Genomic DNA, 13,907 nt, shown 5'->3' on the forward strand with positions numbered 1-13,907 from the left:
GCCATGATGTCGCTACTGATGATCCACAGGAAAATGCGGTGCCTCTTGCTGAAGACACTGCGCTCCCTGCCTTAGAAAACGGCAAAGCCCGGGGTTCAGGCCCTCTTTACGTTCCAGAACAACGGCAGACCCTTCGGCACACCGGTCAGGTCACGCCGATAGGCCGTAGCCTGGAAGTACTGTCCCACGGGCAGATACGGCACGTCCTGCAAGGCCTGCAGCTGGATCTGCCGCCCGATCTCCTTCTGGGCGGCAAGGTCGGCTGCCTCGAACCAGGCATTGCGCAATTCTTCCAACTTGGGCGCCGTGGGCCAGCCGAACCATGCTGCCTGTCCGTGCCCACGTAGCGCCTGCTGCACACCTGGATTCACCATGTCCAGGCCAGCCCAGAAGGTGAAGAACATGCTCCACCCCCCCTTCTCCACCGGCTCCCGGCTCGCGCGCCGCTGCACCACCGAGCCCCAGTCTGTGGAAACGAATTCGACGTTCATGCCGCATTTCTGCAGCATATCGTGGCCCACCTGCGCCAGGGCATTGAGCGAGGGGAAGTCGGAAGCGGCGATCAGCACCACCTTCTCGCCTTTGTAGCCGGCGGCGGCGAGGTCCCGTTTCACCTTGTCGTAGTCGCGCGGGCTGGTCAGCACCTCCAGGCCGGCATCGCTGGCCAGCGGCGTCTCCGGCGGGAAGACACCGACGCCATCGCGCCAGAGCTTGCGGTCAGTGCCGATCACCGCCGTCATGAAGTCTTCCTGGCTCACCGCCCCCAGCAGCGCGCGGCGGATAGCCGGGTTGTTGAAGGGCGGATGCAGGTGGTTGAAGCGTGCCATGCCCACCAGACCCGTCGGGTCGGGTATCTCCAGCACGATGTCGCGGGAGCGGCGCAGCACTGGCTGCAGGTCCCCCGTGGGCTGCTCCCACCAGTCCATTTCGCCGTTCTGAAGCGAGGCTGCTGCTGTGGCGGCATCCGGCATCACATGCCATTCGACGCGATCGAAATGCACGTGTTTCGGGCCGGCGGTCCAGCTGGAGGTGCCTTCTGCGCGAGGCACATAGTCGGCGAACTTCTCATAGACGATGAGGCTGCCGGGCACCCGCTGATCCTGCCTGAAGCGGAAGGGGCCGGAGCCGATGACCTCCTTCACGGCCGTCGCCGGGTCCGTCTGGGCCAGGCGCTCGGGCATGATGAAGCAGACGGGCGTGGAAGGCTTGGCCAGCGCTTCGAACAACAGCGGGAAAGGCCGCTTCAGGCGGAAGGCGATGGTCCTGTCATCGCTGGCCGAAAGGTCGTCCAGAACCGAGAACAGCACCTGCCCCAAGGCATCCCGTGCCGCCCAGCGGCGGATGGAAGCCACGGCGTCGCTGGCCCTGACCGGCTCTCCATCGTGGAACTTCATGCCGGGGCGCAGCGTCATGGTGACACGCTTGCCGCCGTCCTCCACCGCATGGCCCTCGACCATCTGCGGCTGCGGCTTGAAGTTCTCGTCCATGCCATAGAGCGTGTCCCACACCATATAGGCATGGTTACGGCTGACATAAGCGGTGGTGATGATGGGATCGACTACAGCCAGATCCGCCTGGGCGATGAACTTCAACGTCCGGGCGCTGGCGCGCTGAGCCACGGAGACGCGTGGGAGGGCAGAACTCATGGCGGCACCCGCGGCGCCGGCGAACAACTGGCGTCTGAGCATTCGTTTAGCTTCTCCCACCCATGCGAATCTTGCGGGACGGAGGGAAGCCGACCCCTGGTTCCGACGCAAGAGGTAATCGGTATGCTACCCCTTGGCAGCCCTGTGCCAGCTGCCTATGCCGTGGCATGCCATTGATCCCCCTGCCTGGCCGTTTCAGCCCCCGGCATCTCGCACTGATGGGCGAGTTCCTGCGCTTCGGCGTGGTCGGAACGCTCGGCTTCCTGGTCGATACCGCCATGCTTTACGCGGCGCTGTCGCTGGGGACGGGGCTCTACCTTGGGCGGGTGATTTCCTATGTTGCGGCGGCTTCCACGAACTGGGCGCTCAACCGCGCCTGGACCTTCCGGCAGGCGGACCGCAGCCGCCGCAGCCGCCAGTGGACCATGTTCCTGCTGGTCAACCTGCTCGGCTTCGCCATCAATTATGGGACCTACATATTATTAGTGACCTACTGGCCAGTAGCGTCCAGGCATCCTGTAGTTGCGGTCGCGGCAGGCGCGATAGCAGGACTTGGCGGTAATTTTTTGCTTAGTCGCCGCTTTGTCTTTCACACGGTCCGCACCGGAAGCATCACAGGAAGTTGACGATAAATCTTTTTAAATGGTGCAACGCACCCCATGCGGGACTACAAGGGCCTCCATCAGCAATTTCGAAGCTGCGGCCTGGCTGGATGGACAATAGAGCCTTTACGAGATCTTGGCTATTAAGGGTTCATGGTCTTCTTCCCGGCGAGGCGCACGGAGTTCCCGGCTGCATGTCTTTTTCCGCCGTCGTTCCGGCCTTCCGAGGCTGAGAGAACACGAACCGCATGAACGCGTCATCCCGCATGCCTGGCGTCGAGATCGATTCCAGCAATCTTCTGTCCCGCGCCATCGCCGCCTGCCGCCGCGAGTTCGTAGCCGTCGGCCTCTTCAGCGGCGTGGTGAACCTGCTGCAGCTGACCGTGTCACTGTATATGATGCAGGTCTTCGACCGGGTGCTGGCCACCCGCAGCCTTGATACGTTGCTCTTCCTGACCGTCATCGCCGTTGGCGCCATCCTGCTGCTGGCGGTTCTGGAGGCGGTGCGTGGCCAGGTGATGCAGCGCGCTGCGGCATGGATCGAATCGCGCGTGGCACCGGAGGGTTTCGAGCGCGCCCTGGAAGCCCAGCTACGCGGCCGCCCCTACCGGATGGAAGCGTTGCGCGACCTCGGGGTCTGCCGCTCCTGGCTCGGCTCCACCGGCGCCCTGGCCGTCTACGACGTGCCCTGGGTGCCGATCTATCTCGGCGCTATTTTTGTGCTGCATCCCATCATGGGCTGCATTGCCCTCGGTGGCGCGGTGCTGCTGTTCGGCCTCACCCTGCTGAATGAGTTCACCACCTCCGCCCTGCTGCGGCAGGCCAGCACCGCCAGCATGGCGGCGCAGCGCCGGGCGGATGCCATCGCCCGCAATGCCGAGGTGATCGACAGCATGGGCATGGGCAATGCCGTGATGCGGCACTGGCGGGACAGCATGTCCCAGGCCACTGCCCCGCAGCAGAAGGCAGCCGACCGTGCCGCCATGTTGCTCTCGGCCACCAAGTTCTTCCGCCTCGCGGTGCAGCTCGCCGTGCTGGGCATCGGCGCCTACCTGGTGCTGCAGCAGGAGCTGACGTCTGGCGCTTCGATCGCCGGCTCCATCATCATGGGCCGGGCGCTGGCACCGGTGGAGCAGCTGATCGGCGGCTGGAAGGGGCTTGTTCAAACCCGCCAGGCCCTGAAGCGCCTGAAGGTCTTCCTGTCCATGCCGCGCATCCGCCCGCCGGGCCTGCCGCTGCCCGAGCCCACCGGCCGCGTTGCCGCCGAGCGCGTCGCCTATGCCGTGCCGGGCCAGCCCATGGCCATCATCAAGGGCGTCTCCTTCACCCTGGAGCCCGGTGAGAGCCTGGCCATCATCGGCCCTTCCGCCGCCGGCAAGACCACATTGATCCGCCTGCTGATCGGCACGCTGGCACCGACCGCTGGCAATGTTCGGCTGGATGGCGCCGATGTCTTCACTTGGAAGCGGGAGGATTTCGGCCGCCATATCGGCTACCTGCCGCAGGACGTGGAACTGTTCGACGGCACCGTGTTCCAGAACATCGCCCGCATGGCCGATGCCGACCCGGAGACGGTTTTCGCCGCGGCCCGGCTGGCCGGCTGCCATGAGATGATCCTGCGCCTGCCGCAGGGCTATGACACCGAGATCGGCGAGGGCGGCCAGCACCTCTCCGGCGGCCAACGCCAGCTGGTCGGGCTGGCCCGCGCCATGTTCGGAAACCCCAAGCTGGTGGTGCTGGACGAGCCCAACTCCAACCTCGACGGCGACGCCGAGGCCGCCTTGCAACGCGGGGTCGAGGCCCTGAAGGAACGCGGCACCACCGTGGTGCTGGTTTCGCATCGCCCCGCCCTGGTCCAAGGGGTGGACAAGGTCCTGCTGCTGAAGGATGGCGCCGCGGAAATGTTCGGCCCGCGTGCCGAGGTGCTGCGCCGCCTGATGCCGCCGCCCCGTCCGGCCACCGCCGCAACTCAACAGGCCGCCGGCCGTCTGGCTCCGGGAGGCACCGCATGAGCATCACCACCACATCGGACGCGAAGTCCCCAGCCCTGCCGGGCCGTCCCGGCCTGCCGCCGCTTTCGCCCGGCCACATGAACGACAGCCGCCCACGCACCTCGGGTGCCGTATGGCTGGGCATCGTGGCGATCGTGGTCTTCTTTGGTGGCTTCCTGGCCTGGTCGGTGCTGGCGCCCCTGGCAGAGGCCGCTATCGCTCCCGGCCAGATCCGCAGCGAAGGCAACCGCCGCACCATCCAGCACCTGGAAGGCGGCATCGTGCGCGAGATCCTGGTGCGGGATGGTGACCAGGTGAAGGCCGGGCAGGTGCTGATGCGCCTGGGCGATGCCCAGTCGGCCGCCAATCTGGAGACTCTGGTGGGACAGCGCTGGGCGCTGCTGGCGCAATCCGCCCGCCTGAAGGCCGAGCACCAGAGCGCCAGCGAAGTCGCCTTCCCGCCCGAGTTGCTCTCCGCCAATGACCCGCGAGCGCTGGAGGCCATGACCGGCCAGCGCACGCTCTTCGCTGCCCGCCAGGCCAGCTTGGTGAGCCAGATCCAGGTCCTGGACGCCCGCATCGCCCAGCACGAGGCCACCGCCGTCTCCGCCCAGGCGCAGATCGGCAGCCAGAAGCGGCAGCTGGAGCTGATCAAGCGCGAGGAGAACGATGTCCGCACCCTGGTGGCCCAGGGCCTGGAGCGGATGCCGCGCCTGCTGGCGCTGCAGCGCAATGCCGCCTCGCTCGAGGGCAACCTGCAGGACCTGATCGGGCAGACCGAGCGCGCCGCCGCCGCGGCCGAGGAAGCCCGCAGCCAGATGCGGCAGGTGCGCGACCAGCGGCTGGCCGAGGTCTCCACGGAGGCGCGTGAAGTCAGCGTGCGGTTGAACGAGGCCGAGGAGAAGCTGCGCGCCGCCCAGGACGTGGTGACCCGCCGTGACATCGTGGCGCCGGAGGATGGCACCATCATCGCCAGCCGCTTCTTCAACCTTGGCGCGGTGGTCCGGGCCGGGGAGCCGGTGATGGAGCTGGTGCCCAGCCATGACCGGCTGGTGGCGGAAGTGCAGCTCTCACCCAGCGACATCGACGTGGTTTATCCCGGCCTTCAGGCGGAGATCCGCCTGCCTGCCTTCAAGCAGCGGCTGGTGCCCTTCCTGCATGGCCATGTCACCTACGTCGCCAGCGACGTGACGATGGATGACCGCACCCGCGCCAGCCACTATCGTGTGCAGGTGACGGTGGACCAGGAGCAGCTGGCCCGCTTGAAGGATGTGGAACTCCGTGCTGGCATGCCGGTGGAAGCCCAGATCCAGACCGGTAGCCGCAGCTTCTTCCGCTACATCGCCCAGCCGGTGTTCGACAGCTTCCATCGCGCCTTCCGCGAGCAATAATCAGTCCAAGGAGATCCGATGCCTGATCAACCGACCGTCTTCGCCGATGGCATCCTCGATGCGAGCGTCAATTTCGGCGTGGCGCGGCTGACGCTGGCACAAACCAAGGCGGATGGCTCCCCCGCCGCCTGCGGGCAGTTGGTGATCCCGGTGGTGCAGCTTCCGGCCTTCACCAATGGCCTGCTGACCCTGCTGAAGCAGATCGACGCCAAGGTGAAACAATCGCAGGCGCAGCAGCCCGGCAATGCGGCCCCGGCCGCTTCGCCTGGCGAGGCGGACGCGATGCCCGGCGCCTTCCGCTTCTCGGGTAGCTGAGGCCTGGCAGACAGGCGGCGCGGCACGCTCGCCGTCTGGCTTCCGGATAGCCGGTCTTGACCCTTAAGCTTCGGCATCTCCTCTGGCTTCTGCTTGCCACGCCTCTGCCGGAGGCACCGGCCTTGGCTGCAGATCCGCCGCCCAGCACCTGGGCGGCGGTGAGCAGACCGACCTCGGACACTCCACAGTCGATCGGCACGCACGGGCTTGGCTGTATCGCCGGCGCCGTGGCCATGCCGGCGGAGGGGCCGGGATGGGAGATGGTGCGTATTTCGCGTAACCGCTTCTGGGGGCACCCGGCCTTGACCGGGATGCTACGTGACCTGAGCGCCGCAGCCCGCCGCAACGGGCTGCCGCCGCTATGGATCGGGGATCTCGGGCAGCCCCGCGGGGGACGGATGCCCTGGGGTCATGCAAGCCATCAAATCGGGCTTGATGCAGATATATGGCTCGATGTCACCCAGCGGGGAGCAACGTCCAGGACAGCGCGCGAAGCCATCGAGGTCCCTTCCCTCGTCCGCCGGGACGGCCATGATGTCGAACCCGGTCTCTACTCCCCACGCCATGTGACACTGATCCGCCTGGCCGCCGAGCAACCGGGCGTGGATCGTATCTTCGTCAATCCGGCCATCAAGCGGGCGCTGTGCCTTAGCCATGCGGGTGAGCCCTGGCTGCGCCGGGTGCGCCCCTGGCACGGCCATGACTCTCATATGCATGTCCGGATGCGCTGCCCCGCCGGGCAGCGTGGTTGCCAGGATCAGGCGCCGGTGCCACCAGGGGATGGCTGTGACTCGAGCCTGGACTGGTGGTTCGCCCCCAGGCCCAGCCAACCCGCACCGGCTCCCCGCCCGCCCGCGGCGGCGCCACGCTTGCCAGCGGCTTGCGCCGGTGTCGTGGCGGCGCCTTAGCCTCAGCCCCGCAACTCGGTGGCCAGCACCGGGTTGTCCGTGGCCACGGCGTCAAGCCGCAGGGAGAAGGCCTTCTTCAGCGTTTCCGCATGGTTGGCGCCCCAGGCGCCCAGCCGCAGGCCGGCGGCACGGAAGCGGTCGCAGAGTTCCGCATCCAGCGCCACCACATCGGTCTCCACCATGTTGAAGCCATAGGCCCGCGCGACCGCGATCACGCCCTCCGCCCCCACCGCCTGCAGCAGGCGGCGCTCGAAGAGCCAGATCACGCCCGCCAGCCCACCGGCTTGCTGGGCAGCGGCGGCGACCTCGGCGTCGAAGGCGATGATGCGGCATTGGGAGCGGATGCCCGCCTTATCCAGGACAGCGAGGCTGCGGTCCAGCAGGCCAGGGTAAGCCGCGCCGGTAATGTCGGGCTTCACCTCCACCTGAAGCTGCATGGATTTGCCGGTGAACAGGGTGGCGACCTCGGCCAGCGTTGGGATGGTCCCGCCACGGCCGCCGCGCAGCCGGATTTGTCCCAGGGCTTCAGCGGAAAGCGCAGCGACCGAGCCCTGTGCCTCCGTGGTCCGTTGCAGTACCGGATCGTGGATCACGACCGGAATCCCGTCGGCGGAGAGATGCACATCGCACTCCGCCTGCTCGATGCCCAGCATCAAGCTGTTCCCAAAGGCTTCTAGGCTATTCTCGGGCCAGAGGAAGGTGCCCCCGCGATGGCTGACGATGTCGGCTTGGTAACGATTCGGCATAGGACGGTTCGGTAGCTCTTTAGCTGTTACAGGTTGTTGTTGGCTTTGCTGCGGACGCACTGTGGCGGTTGGTTCCGCGCACGAGATCTTGTAGTCTGTTTCTCGTCATCGCTACGGCGGCCGGGCATGAGGATCAGAACGATGTTTGCCATCTCTTCGGCCCGCATGCTTCGTTGGAGTCGTGCGCTTCTCCTGCTCGGTGTCTTCGGCGCCGCGCTGCACGGCCGGGCTCGGGCGGCAGATGAGCCACTGCGTCTCAAGATCGTTGGTGGCTTGGCCGATGTATCGCAATACGTTCGGTTCGAGGAGCCCTTCTGGCGCAAGCGGATCAGCGAGCTGACGAATGGCCGCGTGGCGGGTGAGATCGCCCCTTTCGACCGCGCCGGCTTCCGCGCCGAGGAAATGCTGCAATTGATGCGCCTCGGCGTGGTGCCCTTCGGCACCGCCCTTCTGGCCATCGTTTCCTCCGAGGAGCCGGAGTTCAACGCGGTGGATCTGCCCGCGCTGAACCCTGACCTGGCCAGCCTGCGTCAGACGGTGCGGCTCTACCGGCCGCACCTGAAACAGATCCTCCAGGAGCGCTACGGCATCGAGCTTCTGGCCGTCTATACCTACCCGGCGCAGGTCACCTGGTGCCGCCGCCCCTTCACCGGGCTGGGCGATCTGACGGGGCGCCGGGTCCGCACATCCTCCGTCGGCCAGACCGAGATGTTCGAGGCACTGGGTGCCACACCGGTCGTTATTCCCTTCGCCGGTGTCGTGCAGGCGATGAAGGCGGGCGTGGTGGAATGTGCCGTGACCGGTACGCTCTCCGGCCTGGCGGTCGGCTTGCAGGAAGTCACCAGCCATATCCATTCCATGGCCCTGACCTGGGGTGTCTCGGTCTTCGGCGCGAACCAGGAAGCCTGGCGCGCGCTACCGCAGGAGGTCCGCGACACCATCCGCAAGGGCCTCGCCGAGCTTGAGGACAATATCTGGGAGAGTGTGGCGCGCGAGTCAGGCGACGGGCTCGATTGCAGCGCCGGCAAGCCCAGTTGCGGCGGTGGCCCTCGCGGCAGCCTGAACATCGTTCCGGTGACTCCCGCGGACGACGCCCGCCGCCGGAGTCTGCTGGTGCAGACCGTTCTTCCCCGCTGGGTGGACCGCTGCGGTGCGGACTGCGCCGACGCCTGGAACCGCTACCTCGGACCAACTCTCGGCATCCCCGCCCATGCGAATTGACATGCCGCATTCCCGGCGGCTGCGGCTGGCCGTCATCTTCGGTGTTGCCACTCTCTTGCTGGCACAATGGGTAACCACTGGCCTGCTTGTCAGCCGGGCACGGGAGGCAGCCAGGAGTGCTGCTTCCGACACGGTGCAGCGCATCGCGCGTGCCGTCGAAGCCTCGCTGAACCGCAACCTCGTATCCGTGGATGCGATGCTGGCGGGGCTGCCGCCGATCCTTGCCTCCCTGTCGGCCGATGGCACATTGGACATGACGGTGGTCAACCGCGTGCTGCGCGAGTTGAACAACCAGAACTTCACGTTCCGGGATGTTCTGCTGGTGCGGCCGGATGGCAATCCTGTCGCTTCCGGCCTCGCCGTGTCGCGTCGCCGTCCACTGCCTACCTCGTTGACATCGTCCTTCTTCGAAAGCGGCTCGCGTGCCGGGCAGGTGCTGATCGGCGGACCGTTCCGCAATCCGGCTACTGGCGAATGGGCATTGTTCCTGGCCCGCCGCATCAGCCTGCCACAGGCGGGGCCGCTGATCGCCGTGGCGGAAGTTCCGGTTCCGGTTATCAGTACGCTGCTGGCCGTCAGTGGCGAAGGTGCCGGGCTACGCATCGCGCTCGAGCGCGACGATGGTACGCTCATGGCCAGCCTGCCGCATGACGAGACGCTGATCGGCCATAAGCTGCTGCCGCCCTCAGCCGAACGCCTGACACAACAGGATGGTGGCGAGGTCTTCACTTCCGTGAGCCGCTTCGACGGCTCCCACGTCATCTCCGCCGTGCGGCCGACGCTCTATCCCACGCTGTCTCTGGCCGTCAGCATGCAGCTCGATTCCGCCCTGGCGGGTTGGGAGCGGGAGCGCACCCGAGCCTACATGATCTCCGCTGGCTTCGCGGCGCTGGTGATGGTCATCGCCGCGACCCTGATCCTGGCACTGCGGCAGCGGGAGAAGGTGGAAGCCGAGCGCAGCCGCTGGCGCGCGACGCTGGAGAATGCCATCGATTCGATGACCGATGGTTTCGTCATGTGGGATGCCAATGACCGGCTGGTGGCCTGCAACAGCCGCTACAAGGACTTCTACCGCGTCAGCGCGCCGTTCATCAGGCCGGGCGCGCATTTCGACGATATCATGCGGGAAGGCTTCAAGCGCGGCCAGTATCCGCAGGCAGGCGAGGATGTTGACGCCTTCCTGGAAGAGATGCGCTTGTGGCACCGAGGGGAGAACCGCCCCATGGAACGCCTGCTCCCCGATGGTCGCTGGGTGCTGATCACGGAGCGCGCGACACCCGGTGGCGGCACGGTTGGCATCCGCACCGACATCACCGAAATCAAGCGCACCATCGATGATCTGGCAGCGGCGCGCGACGCCGCCGCTGCCGCCGGTGAAGCCAAGAGCCAGTTCCTGGCTCGCATGAGCCATGAGCTGCGGACGCCGCTGAACAGTATCCTTGGTTTCGCGCAGGTTCTGATGAACGACCCGCGCGTCACGGCGGACCAGAAGGAACAGCTGCAAACTCTGCATGATGCCGCTCGCCACTTGCTCGATCTGGTGAACGGCCTTCTCGATCTCTCCAAGATCGCGGCGGGTCGGCTGGAGATGCGCCCGGCACCCACGGAGCTGCGCCCCCTGTTGGAACGCTGCATCACGCTGATGGGGCCGGAGATCGTCCGCAAGGAACAGCGGTTCCATCTGGATGTGCGGGTCGGCACGCCGCAGGCCGTGATGGCGGACCCGACGCGGGTGCGGCAGCTTCTGCTGAATCTCCTGTCGAATGCTGTGAAGTTCACCCCGGAACAGGGGGAGATCTGGCTACGCGCCATACCGCTGGAGGAAGGCAAGATCCTCCGCCTGGAGGTGCAGGATAGCGGGCCCGGCGTTCCGCCCGAGCAGCAGCACATGCTGTTCCAGGATTTCGTCCAACTGGCGGCCCCGACGACTGGCAACGATGTTGGCACCGGGACGGGGTTGGGCCTTGCCATCGCCTCGCAGTTGGCGGCCCTGATGGGTGGGCGCATCGGCTGTGATAGCCCTCCTGAAGGTGGTGCCCTCTTTTGGGTGGAACTGCCCCTGCACGAGGTGGAACTGTCCGGCCAGAACGTTACCTCGGCCCCGACCACATCCGCCACGGAAGCGGAACCGGCGCTCCAGGCAGCCGCCCCGGCCAGGATTCCTGCGCAGAACACGCCGCTCCGTGTGCTGGTCGTCGACGATGTCGCCGCCAACCGGCTCGTGGCACGCGCCATGCTCACCAGCGCCGGGCATCATGTAACCTTGGTCGAAGACGGCTCGGCAGCGCTTGCCGCGGTGCAGGCGGAGGATTTCGACCTGGTGCTGATGGACCTGCAGATGCCGGTCATGGATGGATTGGAAGCCACCCGGCAGATCCGCAAGCTCGCTCCGCCGCAGAGTCAGGTTCCTATTGTCGCGGTGACCGCCTCGGTGCTGCCGGAGCAGGTGGAGGCCTGCAAGGCGGCCGGCATGGATGCGCATCTTTCGAAGCCGATCGACCGTGAAAGCCTGCTGCGGATGGTAGCCGGCTTCGGCCGCCGCACGGCAACGGCGCCGGTAGCTGTGGCCGCTGGCCAGTCGCCCGTTTTAGACCTTGTGGCTTTCGGGGCCCTGACACGCGACCTTGGCGCCGCCGCGCCGGCCGTGATGTCCGAATTCGCCGTGGAACTGCGCAGGGGCGCTGAAGTGCTCAACGCCTTGAATGCCGGTACGGAGGCAACGCAGATGCGCGCCGCCATCCATCGGCTGACCGGCGTGTCGCGTACTCTCGGCGCGGCGCGGCTGGTGCAGGCACTGGAAGTGCTGGGCCGCAGCCTGGGCGGTGACACGGTCGAGGAAGCCCTGGTGCAGGTGCGCGCCGCTCTGCAAGAAACGCTGCCCGAGGTTCTCCGCTGGCTGGAAACCGCCCCTGTGGCCGAGGCCGCACGGGACGGCGACAACTAAGGTAGATTTGCCAGCCGCTCGCCCAGCATCGCGAAGAAGCCATCGGCATCCAGCGTTTCCAGTAGCCGCACATGGGGTGCCGCGCCGCTGCGGCCCCAGCGGTCGATATGCGTGCGGCCGCGGCCGGGTCCGCTGCCGCATTCCACCTGCACCGCCACATCCCGCGCGGTGAAGAGGTCTGGCTTGACGACCCAGGCGAGGGCACAGGGGTCATGCAGCGGATGGCCACGGAAACCAAGGCGCCGCGATGCAGGAACGGCCTCCATGACATCGCAGCAGGCAGCGAGGCAGCAACCACCGCCCTGAGTTCGCAGGATGGCGATGCGGTCCGGCGTCACCAGGGCCTGGGCAGTCAGTTCCAGCGTCACCAGCGTTGTGGGGCGGCCCGCCGCGAGCAGGATGGCGAGGGCCTCGGGGTCCATGGCGGCATTGAACTCGGCGCCGGGTGTCCAGTTCCCCTCGCCCACCGCGCCTGTCATCAGCACAATTTCTTCCACCCGGTCAGCCAGGCCGGGTTCGGTGGCCAAGGCCAGAGCCAGGTTGGTTGCGGCAGCGATGCCCAGCAAGGTCACCGATCCAGGCGCTGCCTGACGCAGCAAGCCGCGGATGGCATCGGACGCGACGCCAGGGGTTGCTGCCGGCCCCTGCGGCAGCCGGATTCCCGCCAAGCCGTCGGCGCCATGCACCTTCACATCCGCGCGGAAGGTGCCCAGCAGCGGGCGGTCGGCGCCGGCCACCAGGGGGATCTTCTGGCCGGTCAGGCCAATGATGGCGCTGGCGTTGCCGAGGGTACTGGCCAACCCCGCGTTGCCGCCAGCCACCGTGACCAGCGGCACCTCGATCTCCGGCGAAGCAAGGGCCAGCCAGAGGGCGATGGCGTCATCCGTGCCGGGGTCGCAGTCAATGATGACGCGGCGGGTCATGCCGGCAGTTCCGCCTCGACGATGCTGGCCAGGAAGGCGGCGCCGGTCGTCAGCGCCTCGTCATTGAAATCGAAGTGCGGATTATGGTGGAAGCCCGCGGGATGCGCCGGGGCGCCGGTGCCCAGCCAGGCATAGGCGCCGGGGCAGGCCTCCAGCATCGCGGAAAAGTCCTCGCCAGCGGTGATGGCGGGATAGTCATCCATCGCCCGGGCAGCGCCAACCGTAGCAGCGGCGGCGCCATGCATGGTGGCCGCCTGTGCGGCATGGTTCACCGTGGGCGAGAGGCGGCGGGTATAGGTGTAGTCCACCGCCACGTCATGAGTGGCGGCCATGCCTTGCGCGATGGCGCCGATACGTTGCTCCAGCAGGTCACGCGTGGCGGCGGTCAGGGCGCGGGCGGTGCCGCGCAGCAGCACCTCGGCGGGAATGACATTGGGTGCATCGGCATGGCCGGCCGCCATGTGGCCCAGGCTGACGACGCCAGCACCCATCGGGTCCAGTTCGCGGGAGACGATGTTCTGCAGGGCAACCACGAATTGTGCCGCCGCCAGCGTGGCATCGGTGCCCAGGTGAGGCTTGGCGCCATGCGTGCCGCGCCCCTGGAACACCGCCTGCCATGTGTCGGAGGAAGCCAGCACCGGCCCCTTCGGCACCGCGATGGTGCCCAGCGGCAGGCCCGGCAGGTTGTGCAGGGCATAAACAGCGTCAACGGGAAAGCGGTCGAAAAGCCCTTCGGCCACCATGCGTTGTCCGCCGCCACGGGATTCCTCAGCAGGCTGGAAGACGAAATGCACGGTGCCGGCGAAGCCATCCCGATGGCTTGCCAGCCATTTGGCCGCGCCCAGCAGCATGGCGGTATGCCCATCATGCCCGCAGGCGTGCATCTTGCCTGGGATGGTGCTGGCATAGGCAACGCCTGTCGCCTCGGTCATGGCCAGGGCATCCATGTCCGCGCGCAGCGCTATGGCGCGGTTGCCGGGGCAGCCGCGCAACGTGCCCACGATGCCGGTTACCGCCAGCCCTTCCTCCACCGTGATGCCCGCGGCGCGCAACTCGGCGGCGACGAAGGCGGCGGTGCGCCGCTCCTCGAAGCCAAGCTCGGGATGCGCATGCAGGTCCCGCCTCCAGTTGGTCATCAAGGGGGCAAGGGCGGCGAGCGCCTGGGGCGTGGGCATGGCTGATCCTCGAAGCAGGCTGGGCGTGTCATGATGCGTTGCAGC

11 protein-coding genes are annotated in these 13,907 nt (G+C 67.0%); 7 read left to right on the top strand and 4 right to left on the bottom strand.

The annotated features are described in order from the left end of the window. Positions 1-95: 95 nt before the first annotated feature. A complete protein-coding gene (locus tag IBL25_RS00150; protein ID WP_187776522.1) occupies positions 96-1,688 on the bottom strand; it encodes an ABC transporter substrate-binding protein in 1,593 nt (530 codons plus the stop codon). A gap of 176 nt (positions 1,689-1,864) precedes the next feature. Between IBL25_RS00150 and IBL25_RS00155 the strand changes: the two genes are divergently transcribed. From IBL25_RS00155 to mepA, 5 genes are all read left to right on the top strand, one after another. After that, on the top strand, positions 1,865-2,272 hold the full coding sequence (locus IBL25_RS00155) for a GtrA family protein (protein WP_238940110.1): 408 nt from the start codon (positions 1,865-1,867) through the stop codon (positions 2,270-2,272). 224 nt (positions 2,273-2,496) lie between these two features. After that, positions 2,497-4,260: a type I secretion system permease/ATPase gene (locus IBL25_RS00160; RefSeq protein ID WP_238940111.1), complete on the top strand. Its 1,764-nt coding sequence runs from the start codon at positions 2,497-2,499 to the stop codon at positions 4,258-4,260. Then, on the top strand, positions 4,257-5,630 hold the full coding sequence (locus IBL25_RS00165; protein ID WP_187776524.1) for an HlyD family type I secretion periplasmic adaptor subunit: 1,374 nt from the start codon (positions 4,257-4,259) through the stop codon (positions 5,628-5,630). The genes IBL25_RS00160 and IBL25_RS00165 overlap by 4 nt, the downstream gene beginning before the upstream one ends. Positions 5,631-5,648: 18 nt before the next feature. Further along, positions 5,649-5,945 (top strand): hypothetical protein, encoded by a 297-nt coding sequence (locus IBL25_RS00170; RefSeq protein WP_187776525.1) that lies wholly within the window; start codon positions 5,649-5,651, stop codon positions 5,943-5,945. A gap of 158 nt (positions 5,946-6,103) precedes the next feature. Further along, positions 6,104-6,853, top strand: coding sequence for a penicillin-insensitive murein endopeptidase (mepA, locus tag IBL25_RS00175; protein ID WP_367615522.1), 750 nt, complete (start codon positions 6,104-6,106; stop codon positions 6,851-6,853). A gap of 2 nt (positions 6,854-6,855) precedes the next feature. On the opposite strand, the gene IBL25_RS00180 is transcribed toward mepA, so the two are convergent. Beyond that, positions 6,856-7,599: a glycerophosphodiester phosphodiesterase gene (locus IBL25_RS00180; protein ID WP_187776527.1), complete on the bottom strand. Its 744-nt coding sequence runs from the start codon at positions 7,597-7,599 to the stop codon at positions 6,856-6,858. A gap of 273 nt (positions 7,600-7,872) precedes the next feature. Here IBL25_RS00180 and IBL25_RS00185 point away from each other — a divergent pair, with 273 nt between their 5' ends. Continuing rightward, on the top strand, positions 7,873-8,820 hold the full coding sequence (locus IBL25_RS00185; RefSeq protein ID WP_238940113.1) for a TRAP transporter substrate-binding protein: 948 nt from the start codon (positions 7,873-7,875) through the stop codon (positions 8,818-8,820). 1 nt (position 8,821) lies between these two features. Beyond that, the gene (locus tag IBL25_RS00190) at positions 8,822-11,764 is read left to right on the top strand and encodes an ATP-binding protein (protein ID WP_187776529.1); all 2,943 of its coding nucleotides are present in this window, start codon (positions 8,822-8,824) and stop codon (positions 11,762-11,764) included. Here IBL25_RS00190 and IBL25_RS00195 read toward each other — a convergent pair. Together IBL25_RS00195 and IBL25_RS00200 are read right to left on the bottom strand one after the other, a co-directional pair. Continuing rightward, positions 11,761-12,687, bottom strand: coding sequence for a nucleoside hydrolase (locus tag IBL25_RS00195; RefSeq protein WP_187776530.1), 927 nt, complete (start codon positions 12,685-12,687; stop codon positions 11,761-11,763). The two genes, IBL25_RS00190 and IBL25_RS00195, sit on opposite strands and share 4 nt — an antisense overlap. Beyond that, positions 12,684-13,862 (bottom strand): amidohydrolase, encoded by a 1,179-nt coding sequence (locus IBL25_RS00200; protein WP_238940114.1) that lies wholly within the window; start codon positions 13,860-13,862, stop codon positions 12,684-12,686. The genes IBL25_RS00195 and IBL25_RS00200 overlap by 4 nt, the downstream gene beginning before the upstream one ends. Positions 13,863-13,907: the final 45 nt, after the last annotated feature.

Origin of the sequence: Pseudoroseomonas ludipueritiae (genome assembly GCF_014490445.1) — a bacterium.
GTDB classification, from domain to species: Bacteria; Pseudomonadota; Alphaproteobacteria; order Acetobacterales; family Acetobacteraceae; genus Pseudoroseomonas; species Pseudoroseomonas ludipueritiae.